General features: G+C 56.9%; 19 protein-coding genes, 1 tRNA gene and 2 pseudogenes. 7 read left to right on the plus strand and 15 right to left on the minus strand.

The window, feature by feature from the left end:
- Positions 1-71 precede the first annotated feature (71 nt).
- The 3 genes from ODQ19_RS06660 to ODQ19_RS06670 form a co-directional block, all read right to left on the minus strand.
- Positions 72-815, minus strand: coding sequence for a 1-acylglycerol-3-phosphate O-acyltransferase (locus ODQ19_RS06660; protein ID WP_330209634.1), 744 nt, complete (start codon positions 813-815; stop codon positions 72-74).
- A 212-nt stretch (positions 816-1,027) separates the two neighbouring features.
- The gene (locus tag ODQ19_RS06665) at positions 1,028-1,720 is read right to left on the minus strand and encodes a crotonase/enoyl-CoA hydratase family protein (RefSeq protein WP_014719521.1); all 693 of its coding nucleotides are present in this window, start codon (positions 1,718-1,720) and stop codon (positions 1,028-1,030) included.
- Between the two features lie 50 nt (positions 1,721-1,770).
- Positions 1,771-1,938 carry a hypothetical protein gene (locus tag ODQ19_RS06670; protein WP_330209635.1) on the minus strand — a complete coding sequence of 56 codons (168 nt, stop codon included), beginning with the start codon at positions 1,936-1,938 and terminating at the stop codon, positions 1,771-1,773.
- 103 nt (positions 1,939-2,041) lie between these two features.
- Here ODQ19_RS06670 and ODQ19_RS06675 point away from each other — a divergent pair.
- Together ODQ19_RS06675 and ODQ19_RS06680 are read left to right on the plus strand one after the other, a co-directional pair.
- A tRNA-Ser gene (locus tag ODQ19_RS06675) sits at positions 2,042-2,131 on the plus strand.
- A gap of 279 nt (positions 2,132-2,410) precedes the next feature.
- Entirely contained in the window at positions 2,411-3,040 is a 630-nt protein-coding gene (locus tag ODQ19_RS06680; RefSeq protein ID WP_116667107.1) for a hypothetical protein, read from the plus strand.
- Positions 3,041-3,161: 121 nt separating this feature from the next.
- Here the strand turns inward: ODQ19_RS06680 and ODQ19_RS06685 are convergent.
- Positions 3,162-3,329: pseudogene (locus ODQ19_RS06685) on the minus strand (short-chain dehydrogenase); the annotation flags it as partial.
- Between the two features lie 129 nt (positions 3,330-3,458).
- Between ODQ19_RS06685 and ODQ19_RS06690 the strand changes: the two are divergent.
- Complete coding sequence (locus tag ODQ19_RS06690) at positions 3,459-4,433, plus strand: hypothetical protein (protein ID WP_330209636.1); 975 nt, start codon at positions 3,459-3,461, stop codon at positions 4,431-4,433.
- Complete coding sequence (locus ODQ19_RS06695) at positions 4,434-4,793, plus strand: hypothetical protein (RefSeq protein WP_116667105.1); 360 nt, start codon at positions 4,434-4,436, stop codon at positions 4,791-4,793.
- Between the two features lie 34 nt (positions 4,794-4,827).
- On the opposite strand, the gene ODQ19_RS06700 is transcribed toward ODQ19_RS06695, so the two are convergent.
- From ODQ19_RS06700 to ODQ19_RS06720, 5 genes and pseudogenes are all read right to left on the minus strand, one after another.
- Positions 4,828-5,868 (minus strand): DMT family transporter, encoded by a 1,041-nt coding sequence (locus ODQ19_RS06700; RefSeq protein ID WP_330209637.1) that lies wholly within the window; start codon positions 5,866-5,868, stop codon positions 4,828-4,830.
- Positions 5,869-5,935: 67 nt separating this feature from the next.
- Positions 5,936-6,271, minus strand: a complete 336-nt coding sequence (locus ODQ19_RS06705; RefSeq protein WP_003193349.1) for a hypothetical protein — start codon at positions 6,269-6,271, stop codon at positions 5,936-5,938.
- 272 nt (positions 6,272-6,543) lie between these two features.
- Positions 6,544-6,909 (minus strand): DUF2784 domain-containing protein, encoded by a 366-nt coding sequence (locus ODQ19_RS06710; RefSeq protein ID WP_330209638.1) that lies wholly within the window; start codon positions 6,907-6,909, stop codon positions 6,544-6,546.
- Between the two features lie 51 nt (positions 6,910-6,960).
- The gene (locus ODQ19_RS06715) at positions 6,961-7,287 is read right to left on the minus strand and encodes a helix-turn-helix domain-containing protein (RefSeq protein ID WP_094774077.1); all 327 of its coding nucleotides are present in this window, start codon (positions 7,285-7,287) and stop codon (positions 6,961-6,963) included.
- Positions 7,271-7,522, minus strand: a pseudogene (locus ODQ19_RS06720) (type II toxin-antitoxin system RelE family toxin); the annotation flags it as partial. The pseudogene ODQ19_RS06720 and the gene ODQ19_RS06715, both read right to left, overlap by 17 nt.
- Before the next feature lie 224 nt (positions 7,523-7,746).
- Here ODQ19_RS06720 and ODQ19_RS06725 point away from each other — a divergent pair.
- Positions 7,747-8,433: an HAD-IA family hydrolase gene (locus tag ODQ19_RS06725; RefSeq protein WP_054897203.1), complete on the plus strand. Its 687-nt coding sequence runs from the start codon at positions 7,747-7,749 to the stop codon at positions 8,431-8,433.
- Between the two features lie 129 nt (positions 8,434-8,562).
- Here ODQ19_RS06725 and ODQ19_RS06730 read toward each other — a convergent pair whose 3' ends face one another.
- On the minus strand, positions 8,563-9,309 hold the full coding sequence (locus tag ODQ19_RS06730; protein ID WP_330209639.1) for a 3-oxoacyl-ACP reductase family protein: 747 nt from the start codon (positions 9,307-9,309) through the stop codon (positions 8,563-8,565).
- Between the two features lie 107 nt (positions 9,310-9,416).
- Here ODQ19_RS06730 and ODQ19_RS06735 point away from each other — a divergent pair, with 107 nt between their 5' ends.
- Positions 9,417-10,340, plus strand: coding sequence for a LysR family transcriptional regulator (locus ODQ19_RS06735; RefSeq protein WP_330209640.1), 924 nt, complete (start codon positions 9,417-9,419; stop codon positions 10,338-10,340).
- Positions 10,341-10,445: 105 nt separating this feature from the next.
- Here ODQ19_RS06735 and ODQ19_RS06740 read toward each other — a convergent pair whose 3' ends face one another.
- The 3 genes from ODQ19_RS06740 to ODQ19_RS06750 form a co-directional block, all read right to left on the minus strand.
- The gene (locus ODQ19_RS06740) at positions 10,446-11,174 is read right to left on the minus strand and encodes an aspartate/glutamate racemase family protein (RefSeq protein ID WP_034126767.1); all 729 of its coding nucleotides are present in this window, start codon (positions 11,172-11,174) and stop codon (positions 10,446-10,448) included.
- A gap of 13 nt (positions 11,175-11,187) precedes the next feature.
- A complete protein-coding gene (locus ODQ19_RS06745) occupies positions 11,188-12,717 on the minus strand; it encodes an NCS1 family nucleobase:cation symporter-1 (protein WP_330209641.1) in 1,530 nt (509 codons plus the stop codon).
- Positions 12,718-13,210: 493 nt separating this feature from the next.
- Positions 13,211-13,945 carry a phosphoadenylyl-sulfate reductase gene (locus tag ODQ19_RS06750; RefSeq protein ID WP_034136191.1) on the minus strand — a complete coding sequence of 245 codons (735 nt, stop codon included), beginning with the start codon at positions 13,943-13,945 and terminating at the stop codon, positions 13,211-13,213.
- Positions 13,946-14,095: 150 nt separating this feature from the next.
- Between ODQ19_RS06750 and thrH the strand changes: the two genes are divergently transcribed.
- Positions 14,096-14,713, plus strand: a complete 618-nt coding sequence (gene thrH, locus ODQ19_RS06755) for a bifunctional phosphoserine phosphatase/homoserine phosphotransferase ThrH (protein WP_330209642.1) — start codon at positions 14,096-14,098, stop codon at positions 14,711-14,713.
- A 127-nt stretch (positions 14,714-14,840) separates the two neighbouring features.
- Here thrH and ODQ19_RS06760 read toward each other — a convergent pair whose 3' ends face one another.
- Positions 14,841-15,197, minus strand: a complete 357-nt coding sequence (locus ODQ19_RS06760) for a helix-turn-helix domain-containing protein (RefSeq protein WP_330209643.1) — start codon at positions 15,195-15,197, stop codon at positions 14,841-14,843.
- A complete protein-coding gene (locus ODQ19_RS06765) occupies positions 15,197-15,499 on the minus strand; it encodes a type II toxin-antitoxin system HigB family toxin (RefSeq protein ID WP_330209644.1) in 303 nt (100 codons plus the stop codon). Before ODQ19_RS06765 ends, ODQ19_RS06760 begins: the two co-directional genes overlap by 1 nt.
- Between the last annotated feature and the right edge of the window lie 82 nt (positions 15,500-15,581).

A 15,581-nucleotide genomic window follows, 5' to 3' on the forward strand; every position in this document is an offset into this window, starting at 1 on the left:
CCTGTAGGAGCGAGCTTGCTCGCGAAGATCGTCAACGATAACGCAGCGCCATCAGGTGGGACCGTCGTCGCTTATACGTTTTTCGCGAGCAAGCTCGCTCCTACAAGCTCACGGTCCATTTGTGCAATGCACTCATCCATCTGCGTCTGACACGTCAGCAGTAACTGAGGGATGTCATCCACCGTCAATCCACAGGTAGGAATCGGCGGCAAAGATCGTATCAGCACACTGCCGCTGTCCCAACGATTGAGCTTCATCTGCGTCACGTAATTGCTGACACACACCTGCACGATAGGCACACCGGCCGCAATCGCCATATGGAACGCGCCTTTCTTGAACGGCAACAACCCTTTGCCCAGGTTGCGCGTGCCTTCTGGGAACACCCAGATCGACGTGTCCTCATGCTGCAAGGTATGCGTGGTGGTGAGCATCGCACGCCGGGCCTTGTGCGCATTGTCACGGTCGATCAGCACATTGCCCGCCAGCCAGAACAATTGGCCGAACAGTGGTACCCATTTCAGGCTTTTCTTGGCGATGCAGACCGTGCGATGGGGCACCACATTGCCGAACACAAACAGATCGTAGTTGGACTGATGATTAGCGATTACCACGCAGGTACCGGGCTTGTTGCGCAGCGAGTCGACGTCGGTCTTCACGTTCAAGCCCAGGATCCGCATGGCCGGCAACGCATACAGGCGAGCGCAGAGACGGCTGTTGTCCGGATTGAACGGCCGGCACACACCGACCAGCACACCCAGCACGCCAGCGATCATAAAATGCAGGCTCATCAACAACATACGCAACAGAAAAAGCATCGACACGGCCCATCGGGACAAAAGGTGGCGCAGTGTACGGATGTGCACTGTATTCGGCAATTGCCCCTACAGATGTAGGAGATAGCCGATGTTTAAGCGCATGTTTCCACATGGGCCGATACCGGCTAGCTAGAGCGGCTACGGACGTTTCACATTTATAGGTAAGAAAAAGCCCGACTCAAGGTCGGGCTCAGGCACAGCAGGTGTAGGATTTAGCTCAGGCTATGGCCCTGATCCTGGATGATTGCATCGTCCAGAGCTTCGAGCAGTGCGCGACGCACTTTCAACTTGGTGTGCTTGTGCGCGTTCATATTGATCTTCTTCAGCTGCCGTGCCGCTTCCAGTGCGGCGGCGTGCAGTTCTTCCGGTGCCACCACCTTGTCGAGGAAACCGGCGTGCAAGGCGCCTTGTGGATCAAACATCTCGGCATTGATCACCGAACGCTGAAACGCCGACTTACGCAGGCGGTCCCGCGCCAACTCGATACCGGCGTGGTGCATGGTCATGCCAATCGCCACTTCATTGAGGCCAATGCTGAACGGGCCTTCGACGCCAATCCGATAATCGGCCGACAACAACAGGAACGCGCCCTTGGCCACCGCATGCCCAGGGCAGGCCACGATCACCGGGAACGGATGCGCCAACATCCGCCGCGCCAGGGTCGAACCCGAGGTCACCAGGCTGATTGCCTCTTTAGGGCCGGCGGTCATCACCTTCAAATCATAACCACCCGACAAAATCCCCGGCGTACCCGTGATGATCACCACCGCCCGATCCTTCTCGGCTTGATCCAGCGCCGCATTAAACTCACTGACCACCGCCGGAGAAATGGCATTCACCTTGCCGTTGCTCAGGGTCAGGGTCGCGATACCGTCTTCGAAGTGGTAGGCAATCAACTCACTCATGACGCGGTTCCTTGTAGGGCTTGTTATAGAGATAGATGCGCAGACGTTACTCACCACGCCCGTGCGGGTAAAGCGCCGTGACTGACTACCCAGTCAGGCTTTTCCTCCATCCCCAAGGGTAGACGCCCCGGAGCAGGGCGCAGCAAGCGCTCCAGACGCGTGCCGCCGATGCCTGAGAATGGCACAATCACCACCCCTTGCCGGGCGGGGAATGGCATAACGGTCTAACCGCATGAAAATTCTGAAAAAAACCTTTGCCATCAGAAAGGCTTTCGACTACATTAGCGCGCCTCGACAGACTGAACTGGTTTGACGAGATACGGTGAAGTGTCCGAGTGGCTTAAGGAGCACGCCTGGAAAGTGTGTATACAAGAAATTGTATCGAGAGTTCGAATCTCTCCTTCACCGCCACATTAAGTAAACACAAACCCCTGATTTTCCTAGAGAAAGTCGGGGGTTTGTGGTTTCTGGTGTCTGAAAAAGGGCCGTATGGGAACAATTCTGGGAACAGTGGTGGAGGCAGGTGACTTGCAAACGAGCTCCTAAACTATTGATCATTGGGAGCGCCTAGGTCAGTTTGTAGGCCAGATCTGCACCTGAAGATGGTGGGTGCAGCTTGGTTGCTGGGAATTCACGCTCACATTTGAATTGCAAAAAAATGGCGCTTTGAGACCTTGCAAGGAGAGCCCGATGAACGTTGAGTCTATTGAGAAAGACTTTAGAACTTTAGTTGAGGGTGAAACCGATTTATTAAATTTGGTCGTAAAATTACACTTTTCGATAGATAAAGTTCTAGATAAAACTCTTTTTGAAGCTCTTCCTATGGCTAATGTAATGGAGCTAAGAAGAGTTTCTTTCTTGCTGAAGTTTGATTTTCTTTCTGCTTTAGGTGTTTTGAGTTCAGATGTGCGAAAGTTTTTTGACTATTGCAATGGTATAAGGAATACTTTTGCGCATAATCCATATGCGATTTTTTCGGATAAGGATGTAAGTAAAGCTAAAAGTTTATTGCTATCCCATCAGTGTTCGGTGGTGCCTAAATCTTTTCGAACGGAAAAGAATAGTGTTGAAGTGTTGAAGACACTTTTTACGGTTTGCTTTCTTCAAGTAGTGGTGTCTTACGAAGATCTATGCAGGAAGAAGGTTCTTAATCTGATAACTAGCGAGATGACATACGAAGCGGCCGTGGGTAAAGAGAGAAAATTTCAGGGGAAGAAATCGGTGCACGAAGAATTTGAGCACAGATGTGTTGAGCGCTTAGGTGTACTTTATCCTGCAATTAAGTCAGGAGAATATTACAACAAAGCGATCTTTAAGTAATTTCCACAGCGCTTTCGAGTCTCTCCTTCACCGCCAAATTCGATGTAAACAAAACCCCTGGTTTCGAGAGAAACTAGGGGTTTTGTGATTTCTGGGGTTTGAAAAGGCTAGCGTTGTCAGGTCACGCGCTTGGCATATCCATTCGCCTTCTCATGACGTCCAGCAAATCGCAGCCGTCGCGCAAAGGGATTGAACAAAGCAACTCAAAATCACTGAGTACAATCGCATCACTACTGATCTCACTACGTAGTGCGAGGTTCTCAAGGACTTGTGTAACGGCACAAAGCCTGCGTTTGTAGGCGTATGCCCGATCTTAAGTAGTCTATTTCCGAAACATTAACAGAGCTCAAGCGCGCGTCTTACTGCGGTTGTAACGCCTTCTTATAGTCCTGCACCTCAGTCACTTGGAGGTGTGTGCATGCAGGGACCCTATGCATTTATCAATGAGCAACCGCAGCCTTATCCATTGCTCAAAATCAGCCTGAAGCTTGATCCGCATTCACAGACCAAATTCGACATCCTCAACTCGCACATCCGCAACACAGTGGTGTTGCCTGGGCATTTAGTCATCATCGGGGATAGCCGAACCGCATCGTGCACCGCTGAGGAGGCACGGTTGATGCGCTCGGCGCAGAACATAAAACTTGCCCTGCTGGCGCACTCCGCAGCGGACCAGTTCCTGATCAAAAACTATGATCAGCTACAGGCGATCTTGTCTTACACCTCCCTCGGCATGGGGAGCGCGAGCAGTGCCTGGAACAAACATCTGGAGCAAATCGAGAAGACGCTTATGGACATTGAGGATTTGCATAAGCAGTACTTGAGAAAGGGCTCCGTGGAGGCGAAGCAGGCGTTCCTGGTCAAGCGAGCAGCGCTGTTTACACGGCTGGATACCCAACTTTCCGGAGTGGCGCGCTTTGGGACAGGTATGAAAAAGGAAGGGTCAATAAAAAAAATGCTGGGGATTTCCAGTAAAAGCTATTGGCACCATGGAGAAATTCCTGGGTATGAGCAGCGGGTTAAGCGAGTAGCCAAGGCTTCGCAGATTTTGAAGAAGGGTACTTATATTGGTATAGCGCTGGATGTTGGGGCGACGGCTCTGGAGATAACGGAGGCGTGCTCCTCGGGGCGTGAGCAAGCGTGCACGCAGGCGAAGTATGTGGAAGGAGGTAAGTCAGTGCTGGGGGTGGGTGGTGCATTGCTAGGTGGGAGTATGGGGGCCGCTGTAGGAACAGGTGCCTGCATGATTGTTTTTGGCATACCTACAGCAGGCGCCGGAGCCTTGGCATGTGCCATCGTTGGCGGTGCCACAGGTGGGCTCGTTTTAGGCAAAGCCGGAAGCTCTTTCGGAGAAAATATAGGAAAAGTGCTCTATGAGACTGTGAGGGGTTAAATGGTCTTCGAATACATCGGCATGTGCGCGGGCGTCATCATGCTATTTAGCATTCCTCTCACTTTTTGTGCCATGTTCAAAAAACTCGATGCGGCGGAGCGCTTTGTGGAGCACAGCGACTATGTAAACATGCACCGGCGTATTTTTCGTAATACTCCATTTGAAGGCCGGCAGGTGCGCGTATTCGCCATGGCTATCATCATTCTTATGCCTAAAGTGCTCCAATGGAGACGTTTAGTACGGGTTGAGGACGTGGAAAAAATCCCACGACATCTCAAGTACTGGATGGTCATTCCTACACTGATTGCTTTCACATCCGCTACCGTCATGTGTATCAGCTGGCTCTTTATAGAAAACTAATCCGTTCCTTTGACACGGGCGACGCGCTGCCCTCTCAATGCCTATGCCGATGATGCACATCCGGAAAATGCGCATGGCTATGCCTCATCACTCCATGTACATGCACATGGCTATGAGGCACCTTCGAATCCCACTCAAACCCATGCTCATGTTGATGATGCTCATCATGCACATGCCAATGCCCATGTTCCGTTGCCTCATGCACATGCTCATGGGCATGCCGCTCCGTCAGGTGCAGCCACACGCCCACGGCCATCAGCGCCGAGGCAATCCAGAACGCCACGGTCACCGATTCGCCAAATACCAGCAACGCCACTGCGGCACCGAGAAAAGGTGCCGTGGAGAAATAAGCGCCGGTGCGCGCGCTGCCCAGCCCGCGTAGGGCCAGCACGAACATCACCAGGCTGATGCCATAGCCGAGGAACCCAACCAGTAGAATCGGTGCCAATTGCGCCACGCCCGGAATCTGCGCCCCGAGGTAGAGCGCCAGGCTGCAATTGACCAGCCCCGCAATCAAGCCTTTGGCACCTGCGATAAACAATGCGTCAGACGCGGACACTTTGCGCGTGAGGTTGTTATCGATCCCCCAGCACAAACACGCCAGCGCAACGGCGAGCGGTCCGGTCCAGTCCTGGCGGTTGCCGTCAGCACCGGACCCTGACAACACCACGCCGCCCAGCACAATGGCGAGCATGCCGAGGACGATGCGTCGGTCGGCGTTTTCGCGGAACACGACCCAGGCGATCACGGCGGTCAGTACCGACTCAAGGTTGAGCATCAGGGAGGCGCTGGCGCTGGTGGTGCGGGTCAGGCCGAACATTAATGCAACGGGGCCGAGGAGGCCGCCGAAGGCGATGGCGCCAAGTAGCCAGGGCCATTCCGATGGGGTTAGCCCGGTAGGTTTCCAGCCGCGATCACGGATGACGCGCACACCGGCAAGGCCGATGCCGCTGCCCAGGTAGAGCAGCCCGGCGAGCAGGATGGGCGAGAGGCCCAGGCCAAGGCTTTTGGCCAGCGGGGTGCTGGCGCCGAACAGGGCGGCGGCCGCAAGGGCGTAAACGATACTGAGGTTCATGGGCCATCCTCGAAAGTCAGGCCCATGATACGTCGCTTGCCGGGTCAGCGCCCTGGCAGTTTCATACTTATTGCGCGGTTTTCAGCTTGATCACATCACCGGAGATCTTGGTGGTGTAGCCGTTCAATACCCAAGCCCAGAACCACTTTTCCTGTACTTGGGTGTTGATCAGCGCGTCGCCGCCCTTGGCCTTGATGGCTGCATCCTGGGCGCGCACGAAGCGGTTGTTCTGGCCGATGGGGATGACGCCCAACAGCATGATGCCGGTGGCGCTGGCTTCGCTGTGGCCCAGCACGGTGTATTGGCTGGCGTCGTATTGCTGGGTTTTCATGGCGGTGCCGGTGCAACCTGCCAGGGTGAAACCAAGTACGGCTGCTGCAACGACTTTACTGACGTATTTCACTTATAACTCCATAGATTCAATCTCGAGATTCAATTCTCGGGGCGACACTCTAAGCGCTCAGCTGGCAGATTGAAATCAATCAGCGAGGCTGGGATGCAGATGACTCAGTCTGGCGGGTACTGCGCGGTGATCCCATCGCAGCCTCGCTGGGGCTCGACAGCTCCCACATTTGCTCTCCGGCGTTTTCGTGGGGCTGGGGATTTCGAAGGCTTCGGACATGGGGCGACCGCGAACGGATTGAGCTGCGCTGATTCTTCACCAGCGCAGCTGTCTCAAGCCTGTACGTAACGGCGGATAACCCGCCCATACACCGCGAGGTTGATCACCACCACCACGGCTCCCAACAGCAATTGGATATTGGCAGTCAGCCCGGCGGGGTAGATCAGCGTCAGGATGTAGTGCTCGATAAACCCTCCGCCATAACCATCCTGCCCGGCCAAGTGGCGAAACAGGTTTTCCCAGCGGGTAAGCGGGCAGGGCAGGTGCAGCACCTCCACCGTGATGCCCCAGGCAACGGCGGGCAGGTGTAGCCACATTACCCGGGGCCACTTCAGGGTGAGCAGGCCGCCGAGCAGCACGAACAGGATAAAGGCCAGGTGGAACAGCACAAGGCCGTCGGCGGCTAGGCGGTAGAGCATGTTTGAGCTCGATGTGAGGTGAAGGGATACGTGAATTTTTGCAGCGTGCCGTTATAGCTCCAGTTGACTGGCATTGATACCGAACGCCTTCGCTATCTTTTCCCGCGTGGTGCGGCGGGGTTTGCTGACCGCTTCCTGCTGGGCAAATGCCGATTGTGAAATACCCAGGCGCTTGGCGACTTCTTCCTGGGTCAAGCTCAGGTGCTCGCGCCACGCGCGGATAGGTGTTGCGCCATCCACCAGGCGGCTGACTACCGCATGGGGGATCAGGTTTGGATCGTTTTGCTGCGCCACATAGTGTTCATAGGGAATCACCACATAGGCTGGCTTGCCCTGCGTATTGTGGATGATCTGTACGGCAGTAGGTTCGCTCGTCACGTTTTTTAACCTCTTGGATGCTGACGACCTGGAGGCTGCCGTCCCAGTCGAAAAGGACCCGGTAATGACCTACCCGCAAGCGATAGCTGTGAGGATGGTTAACCAGCGCCTTGACGTTGATTGCATCGGGCATGTGTTCAAGAGCGGACACGGCATCGCGTACCTGTTGCTGATGATACGAATGCAACCGAAGCAATTGTTTGACGGCTTTTCGCGTCCATTGGATTGAATTCATTGGAGATTAATAAGTCTTTTATAAGGTTTGCAATCAATATTTTCAGATCCGCGTCAACGGGTCATGACGTTTTCCTCTCAAACCCTAGACGGCCGCCGTCAGCGCCGACGGGTAAAACTGTTGCGTGGTATGAATCAACGGATGGTCCACGAAGGTTGCTTGCAGGCAACGAGGGCCGTTATTGTGCTGAATCCTTTTAGTCCTCGCCCCAAGGTTGTGTTGTGATGAATGCACCGCGTAACGCTGTCCCGATCAAGGCCGTGATTTTCGATATGGACGGGTTGTTGCTGGATACCGAAGGCATCTACACCGAAGTCACGCAGATCATTGCCGAACGCTATGGCCGTACCTACGACTGGGGCATCAAGCAGCACATCATCGGGCGGGGTGCCCAGGATTTGGCCGATTACGTGGTCAAGGCACTGGACCTGCCGATCACGCCCGCCGAGTTTCTGGAAATACGCGAACCGCTGATGAGCGAGCGTTTTCCCAAGGCTCTGGGCATGCCCGGCGCCGAGGCGTTGGTGCGGCACTTGAAGGCGCACAATATTCCGATTGCGGTGGGCACCAGTTCATCGCGTAACTCGTTTGGCCACAAGACCACCCTGCACCGTGAATGGTTTGGCCTGTTCGACACCATCGTCACCGCCGACGACCCGGAAGTCGGCGCCGCCAAGCCAGCGCCGGATATCTTCCTCACCGCCGCGCGCCGGTTGGGTGTAGCGCCTGAGGATTGCCTGGTGTTCGAAGACTCGCCGTTCGGCGTGACGGCCGCGAAGGCTGCGCACATGACCGCTATTGCGGTGCCCGATGAGGCCATGGCTGACAGCAAGTACCAGCATGCTGACCAGATTATTCGCAAGCTCGCCGACTTTGATTTGGCCGCCTACGGCTTGCCTCCCATGGCCTGAACCCGCGCGGTCAAAAATGTGGGAGCTGGCTTGCTCGCGAATGCAGGGTGTCAGTCAGTAGATTTATCAACTGACTCACCGTATTCGCGGGCAAGCCAGCTCCCACATTTGGGTTGCGGTTTTGCAAAATCAGGCGCTGAAACCACCATCGATGGTCAGGCTGGCGCCCGTGATATAGCCGGCTTCCGGCCCGGCCAGATAGGCCACAAAACTGGCAATCTCCTCCACATGCCCATACCGACCTACCGCCATCAACCCGATCAGACTTTCGGCAAAATCACTGTTCGCCGGGTTCATGTCGGTGTCCACCGGTCCAGGCTGCACGTTGTTGATGGTGATGCCCCGCGGCCCCAGATCCCGCGCCAATCCCTTGGTCAACCCCACCAGCGCCGCCTTGCTCATGGCGTAGGGCCCGCCACCGCCAAAGGGCATGCGTTCGGCGTTGGTGCTGCCGATATTGATCACCCGGCCACCTTCGCCCATATGCTTGGCGGCTTCCTGGGTGGCGATAAATACGCTGCGCACATTGATCGCCAAGGTCTGGTCGAAGTCTTCCAGCTTGAATGCTTCCAGCGGCGCGATGGCCAGCACGCCAGCGTTATTCACCAGGATATCCAGGCGTCCAAACGCCTCGACGGTGGCGTTGACCGCAGCGCGAATCGCCGCGGCATCGGCGCTGTCGGCGTGAATCGCCAGAGCCTGACCCCCTGCGCTGATCACCTCGTTCTGCAGTGTTTCAGCCTTGGCGGCCGAGCTGACGTAGGTAAAGGCAACCGCTGCCCCCTGGGCGGCGAGGCGCTTGACGATGGCGGCGCCGATACCGCGGGAACCGCCTTGAATCAAGGCGACTTTGCCGGTGAGGTTATGTGTGCTCATGTCGATCTCCGAGGTAGTTGATGGAGCGAGTATCGACCTCACCCGCGCAGCTCGGTAGCCCGTGGTTGCTATAGTCTGTGTAAACCAAAAGTTTAGAGTGGGGCGATATGGAAAGCTTTGGCAGTATCGAATGCTTTGTGCGCAGCGCCGAGGGTGGCAGCTTTGCCGAGGCTGCACGGCACCTGAGCCTCACTCCCGCCGCGGTGGGTAAAAGCGTTGCCAAGTTGGAGGCGCGCCTCGGGGTGCGGCTGTTTCAGCGCAGCACTCGGCGCCTGGCGCTGACCGAAGCCGGCAAGATGTTCCTGGCGGAAGTCAGTGGCAGCCTCACCACCATCCAGAATGCGGTCGCCAACCTGGCCAGTGCCGAAGGGCGGCCGGTGGGCACGCTCAAGGTCAGCATGGGGCCAGTGTTCGGCAATCGGTACGTGGTGCCGTTGTTGGGCGAATTCATGCAGCGCTTTCCGGATATCAGCCCGGACTGGCACTTCGATAACCGCCAGGTCGACCTGATCGGGCAAGGCTTCGATGCGGCCATCGGTGGCGGGTTTGAGCTGCCCCAAGGCGTGGTGGCGCGCAAGTTGACCCCGGCGCACCGGGTGCTGGTGGCATCGCCGGATTACCTGGCTCGACGCTTGCCGGTGCGGGCGCCCGAGGATCTGTCGCACTGCCTCGGCATCTTGATTCGCTCGCCGCAGACAGGCCGGGTGCGTTCATGGCAACTGACCCACCGTGAGCGCGAGCACAGCCCACTGGTGCTGAAGCCGGCCATGACCATGAGCGACTCCGAAGCCGCTTGCTGCGCCAGTGCCCAGGGCCTTGGTATCGCGCTGGTGAGTATGCCGATGGCCGTGCCGTTCCTGGACAGCGGTGCGTTGGTGCGAGTGTTACCTGATTGGTATGTGGACGACGGCAATATTTCCATCTACTACGCCGAGCATAAATTGCTGCCGGGCAAGACACGGGCGTTTGTGGATTTCGTTATTGAGCAGTTTGCCGAGCAGAAACTGGCTCAACGCTTCAGTGCTATCTGAGCACGGCCTTACATCGAGTCGTGGCCATCGCGGGCAAGCCCGGCTCCCACATTGGATGGCGATCGCTGTGGGAGCCGGGCTTGCCCGCGATGCAGGCGCATCGGTCTACCGCCCGAACTTGCCCGGCCAGCCGATGACCTTCTTCGGCCGCGGTGTCGCATAAGTCCTGACCTTCGACGTCGACAACCCCAACCGCACCAACGACTCGGCCACCATCACCGCCGCCGTCACCCCGTCCACCACTGGCACCCCGGTGCGCTGGCGAATCTGCTCGTCCAGCCCGGCCATGCCGCCGCAGCCCAGGCAGATCACCTCGGCCTTGTCGTCGCGAATAGCCAGTTCCGCCTGGTGCACGATGGCTTCCATGGCGCCCAGCGGGTCTTCTTCCAGCTCCAGCACTGCCATGCCGCTGGCGCGCACCGAAGCGCAACGCTGGTAGAGGCCGGCGAGTTTCAGCCGGTCTTCAATCAGCGGCACAGTGCGGTCCAGGGTCGTCACCACCGAGTAGGCATGCCCCAGGAACATCGCGGTGCTGGCCGCCGCCTCGGTGATATCCACCACCGGTACATTGAGCAGTTCCTGCAGGCCTTCGCGGCCATGTTCGCCATAGCCGGCCTGGATCACCGCATCAAAGGGCTGGTCGTAGGCCATTACCCGATCCATCACGGCGATGGCTGCCAGATAGCTTTCAAAATTGCCTTCCACCGATTCTGCGCCGAAGTACGGGGTGAGCCCGACAATCTCGGTGCCCGGTGAAGCCACGGCCCGTGCTTGCTGGGCAATGGTGTCGGTAATGGATTCGGTGGTGTTGACGTTGACCACGAGGATACGCATGGAGAGTCCTTGTTTAATGACTGACGTTATCGACGGCAATGCTTTCGCCGCTGACATCGGCGTAGTGCGGTTGACGCTTGGCAATCAGCAGGTACAGCAACCCGGCAATGCCGGCGCCAAACAACCAGGAAAACGGCGAGACGCTGGCAAACCCCGGCAGCAGCGCCAGCAGGATGGCGATCACCGCCGCCGGAATGAACGCCGCCACCGCACGCATATTTACCCCCCGGCTGTAGTAATAAATGCCTTGGGGGTCTTCGCTGTACAACTGCGGCACATCCACCTGGCTTTTACGGATCAGCCAGTAATCGACCATGATCACCCCGTACAACGGCCCCAGCAGCGCGCCGAGGCCAGAGAGGAAGTACACGATCACCAACGGGCTGTTATAGAGGTTCCACGGCAGGATCAGCACGGCAACGAAGGCGCTGATCAACCCGGCGCGGCGGAAGTTCAGGTACTTGGGCGCCAGGTTGCTCAGTACAAAGGCCGGGGCGACGAAGTTGGCCATGATGTTCACCGCCACGGTGACAATCAGGAAAGCCAGGCAGCCGAGCACTAGAAAGAAGGTGTTGGGGATCGCCGCGATGATTTCGGTCGGGCTTTCGATCACGCGGCCATTGAGCTGGAACTGCCCGCCGCACAGCAGCACGGTAATCGCGGCGAACACCAGAATATTCACCGGCAGCCCCCAGAAGTTGCCGACCTGGATGGTCTTGCGGCACGGCGACGAACGCGCGAAGTCGCAGAAGTTGAGGATCAGGGTGCCGTAGATGGCCAGCCACAGCGCGCCGCCGGCAAAGATATTGCGCCACATCTCGCCGCCACTCAGGGGCTCGCGGATCGACCAGGCAATCTGCCCGTTCGCCTGGAAGTACATCCACCCGGCCAGCGCAGCCACGGTCAACAGAATCACCGGCCCGGCGAAGCCTTCATAGCGACGTACCATTTCCATGCCGTAGGCGAGGATCACCAACTGCACCAGCCAGATCGCCACAAAGCACGCCCAACCCAGGGTCGACAGGCCGAGAATCGAGTTGTGGTCATAATCGGCAAAGCCTGGATGAATGGCCGTCAGCAGTACACGGAAAACCACCGAGGCCAGGTAGGTCTGGATCCCAAACCAGGCAATCGCAATTACCGCCCGAATCAACGCCGGAATCTGCGCCCCGTGAATGCCAAAACTGATGCGGCTGATAACCGGAAATGGCACACCGGTCTTCTGCCCCATGTAGCCCGACAAATTCATGAAGAAGTACACCAGTGCTGCGCCAATCCCCAGGGACAGCAATATTTGCCAGCCGCCCAGGCCCAATGCATAGAGGCCGATGGCGAATGAATAGTTGGCGATGTTGTGCACGTCGTTGGTCCACAACGCAAAGATGCTATAGCGCCCCCAGCGCCGACCTTCGATCTTGGTGGGCGCCAGGTCCTTGTTGTGCAGGCGCGGGCTGAGTACCAGCGGGCCGGGGCCTGTGGCAGCAGGGCTTAATGGGGAGGAGGGCAGATCCAGTGCGAGGGTGTTCGAGAGGCTTGTACGCATTCCGGCAGGCTCCAGCGCATCTGCAGCAAAGCGGCGGATGGCAAAGTGTATGTAGGTTTTGTATTGATTGTATACAAAGCGTACTTCTGCCTAAGCCATATGCGTGCCAGTTCTCGATATATAAAAATCTCGGCTAATTTCGTTTTTATATAGGTTGCGAATAACTCACTGAATTACGGTCACTATAAGTTGACCGTTTGAACAGGTATTTATTTTTTCGTTAATTGCAGGGTTATTTAGATGCAGCGCCATTGGCGCAGGGAGATGTTACGTTTTGGTGCGCTGTAGATTAAGTTGCACACAAAAATGGCACCTATGGTTACAAGGTTGTGTACAGGTTTTGCCCGACCCCAAAGCAAATATCGCTTTATGTAGGAGCGAGCTTGCTCGCGAAAAATTCACAGGCGCCGCGTTTATTCTGGAAGCACGCGTTATCGTTGACGTTTTTCGCGAGCAAGCTCGCTCCTACAGGTTTTTTAACCGTGTCAGAGGCTCAAGCCTTGCTGATGATATTCCCCGCATGCAGCCCGCATTCCTTCTGCGTGGCTTCTTCCCACCACCAGCGGCCTTCGCGCTCATGCTGGCGGGGCAATACCGGCCGGGTGCAGGGCTCGCAGCCGATGCTGATAAACCCGCGCTCATGCAGGCTGTTGTACGGCAGCTCCAGCATGCGGATGTAGCCCCACACCTCTTCGCTGGTCATCTGCGCCAGCGGGTTGAACTTGTACAGGGTGCGTTCCGGCGTGGAGAACGCCGTGTCGATTTCCAGCGCCGCTACCTGGCTGCGGGTGCCGGGGCTCTGGTCGCGGCGCTGGCCGGTGGCCCAGGCGCGTACACCGGCAAGTTTGCGGCGCAGCGGTTCGATCTTGCGGATGCCGCAGCATTCGCCATGGCCGTCCTTATAGAAGCTGAACAGGCCTTTCTCTTTCACGAAGGGCTCCAGCTTGCTCGGGTCTGGCGAGATCAGCTCGATGTCGATCTTGTAGAACTCACGCACCTGCTCGATAAACCGGTAGGTCTCCGGGTGCAGGCGGCCAGTGTCGAGGCTGAACACCTTGACGTTCTTGTTCAGCTTCCAGGCCATGTCCACCAGCACCACATCCTCGGCACCGCTGAAGGAAATCCACAGATCATCGCCGAACTGGCTGAACGCCAGCTTGAGAATGTCCTGGGCAGACTTGTTGGCATAAGTCGTGGCGAGTTCAACGACGTCGAAGGCTTGGTTCATCAGGACGGTTCCTACAGGTCAGTGGCGCTGAGCGCTCTATAGGCGGCGATGGTATCAAAATCTGCCGTGCGTTGCGGCGGCGGGCTTGAGTCGCTAGAGTTCGGCAGTCCTTTTGCTCGCTCGACTAACAACATCTAACAGGAGTGTCGTGTGGAAATTGCCTGCCTTGACCTGGAAGGGGTACTGGTTCCGGAAATCTGGATCGCCTTTGCCGAGAAAACCGGCATTGAGTCCCTGCGGGCCACCACCCGTGACATCCCCGACTACGACGTGCTGATGCAACAGCGCCTGCGCATCCTCGACGAGCATGGGCTCAAGCTGGCCGATATCCAGGCCGTGATCGCCACACTCAAGCCACTGGACGGCGCCATCGAGTTCGTCAACTGGCTGCGCGAGCGCTTCCAGGTGGTGATCCTGTCCGACACCTTCTACGAATTCTCCCAGCCGCTGATGCGTCAGCTGGGGTTCCCGACCTTGCTTTGCCACCGCTTGATCACCGATGAAAACGACCGGGTGGTCAGCTACAAACTGCGCCAGAAAGACCCCAAGCGCCAATCAGTGCTGGCATTCAAGACCCTCTACTACCGCGTGATCGCTGCCGGTGATTCCTACAACGACACCAGCATGCTGGGTGAAGCAGACCGTGGGATCCTGTTCCATGCGCCAGACAATGTGATCCGCGAATTCCCGCAGTTCCCGGCGGTGCATACGTTTGAAGACTTGAAGAAAGAGTTTATCAAGGCGTCGAATCGGCAGTTGAGCCTGTAAGTTATGCGGCGCGGCTGATCGCCCCATCGCAGGCAAGCCAGCTCCCACCTTCGACCCTGTAACGTCAAAGGACGCGGTCAACTGGGGGAGCCGGGGTTGCCCGCGATGGCGTCGGCTCCGTCACCGCCTAACCCTCGGCCAGCAAGCGCTCATAAGGAATACGCAAGCCTTCATGCAGGCGTTTGATCATCGCCAGGCTCAGCTTGCGCTTGTGGTTCAGCACCTCTGACACCCGCCCACTGGTGCCGATAAACGGCTCCAGATCGCGTGCGGTCATGCCCAATTGCTCCATGCGAAACTTGATAGCCTCTACCGGATCCGAAGGGGGCATGGGGTAATGCTCGGCTTCGTACTTCTCGATGAGGATTGCCAGGATTTCCAGCTCATCACCTTCAGGCGAGCCGGGTAGTGCTCCCCATATCTGCTCGACTCGTACGATTGCCGCAGTCAGGTCTTCCTGGGAGTGAATAGGTTTGATGTTCATCACGCAGTCTCCGCGTTGATCTGGTCGTACTGAGCGTGGGTCCCCACGAACCGTATAAACCCAAGTTGTCGCTGGTAGTCGATGGCCATGATCACTCGATACTTGTTGCCGCCGACGTTGAACACGACCCTGCCGCCCTTAAGAATGTTCGCCGTTCTGAGCTCGGCCTTGAGTGCTTGCAGTGTTGGATAATCGGCCTTTTCCATGTGCCGATACCACTCGACCAGCGGTGTTCTGGCGTCGCTATAAGCTGAATGGCTTTCCCAGAATATTCGTAGGGTAGATAGAGCGATTATCCGCATCGCTTCAACCTCCCATTTTGGGAGATCATAGGTGCGATTGCGTGGATAGGCAATCTCGGAAATATTTCCAGACGAGGAGGTA

It is taken from the genome of Pseudomonas sp. AM4(2022) (assembly GCF_036346515.1).
GTDB classification, from domain to species: domain Bacteria; phylum Pseudomonadota; class Gammaproteobacteria; order Pseudomonadales; family Pseudomonadaceae; genus Aquipseudomonas; species Aquipseudomonas paracarnis.

Coding starts and splice junctions, on each gene's coding strand:
- ODQ19_RS06660 (WP_330209634.1), bottom strand. CDS start 815: ATGCTTTTTCTGTTGCGTATGTTGTTGATGAGCCTGCATTTTATGATC.
- ODQ19_RS06665 (WP_014719521.1), bottom strand. CDS start 1,720: ATGAGTGAGTTGATTGCCTACCACTTCGAAGACGGTATCGCGACCCTG.
- ODQ19_RS06670 (WP_330209635.1), bottom strand. CDS start 1,938: ATGCCATTCCCCGCCCGGCAAGGGGTGGTGATTGTGCCATTCTCAGGC.
- ODQ19_RS06680 (WP_116667107.1), top strand. CDS start 2,411: ATGAACGTTGAGTCTATTGAGAAAGACTTTAGAACTTTAGTTGAGGGT.
- ODQ19_RS06690 (WP_330209636.1), top strand. CDS start 3,459: ATGCAGGGACCCTATGCATTTATCAATGAGCAACCGCAGCCTTATCCA.
- ODQ19_RS06695 (WP_116667105.1), top strand. CDS start 4,434: ATGGTCTTCGAATACATCGGCATGTGCGCGGGCGTCATCATGCTATTT.
- ODQ19_RS06700 (WP_330209637.1), bottom strand. CDS start 5,868: ATGAACCTCAGTATCGTTTACGCCCTTGCGGCCGCCGCCCTGTTCGGC.
- ODQ19_RS06710 (WP_330209638.1), bottom strand. CDS start 6,909: ATGCTCTACCGCCTAGCCGCCGACGGCCTTGTGCTGTTCCACCTGGCC.
- ODQ19_RS06725 (WP_054897203.1), top strand. CDS start 7,747: ATGAATGCACCGCGTAACGCTGTCCCGATCAAGGCCGTGATTTTCGAT.
- ODQ19_RS06730 (WP_330209639.1), bottom strand. CDS start 9,309: ATGAGCACACATAACCTCACCGGCAAAGTCGCCTTGATTCAAGGCGGT.
- ODQ19_RS06735 (WP_330209640.1), top strand. CDS start 9,417: ATGGAAAGCTTTGGCAGTATCGAATGCTTTGTGCGCAGCGCCGAGGGT.
- ODQ19_RS06740 (WP_034126767.1), bottom strand. CDS start 11,174: ATGCGTATCCTCGTGGTCAACGTCAACACCACCGAATCCATTACCGAC.
- ODQ19_RS06745 (WP_330209641.1), bottom strand. CDS start 12,717: ATGCGTACAAGCCTCTCGAACACCCTCGCACTGGATCTGCCCTCCTCC.
- ODQ19_RS06750 (WP_034136191.1), bottom strand. CDS start 13,945: ATGAACCAAGCCTTCGACGTCGTTGAACTCGCCACGACTTATGCCAAC.
- ODQ19_RS06760 (WP_330209643.1), bottom strand. CDS start 15,197: ATGAACATCAAACCTATTCACTCCCAGGAAGACCTGACTGCGGCAATC.
- ODQ19_RS06765 (WP_330209644.1), bottom strand. CDS start 15,499: ATGCGGATAATCGCTCTATCTACCCTACGAATATTCTGGGAAAGCCAT.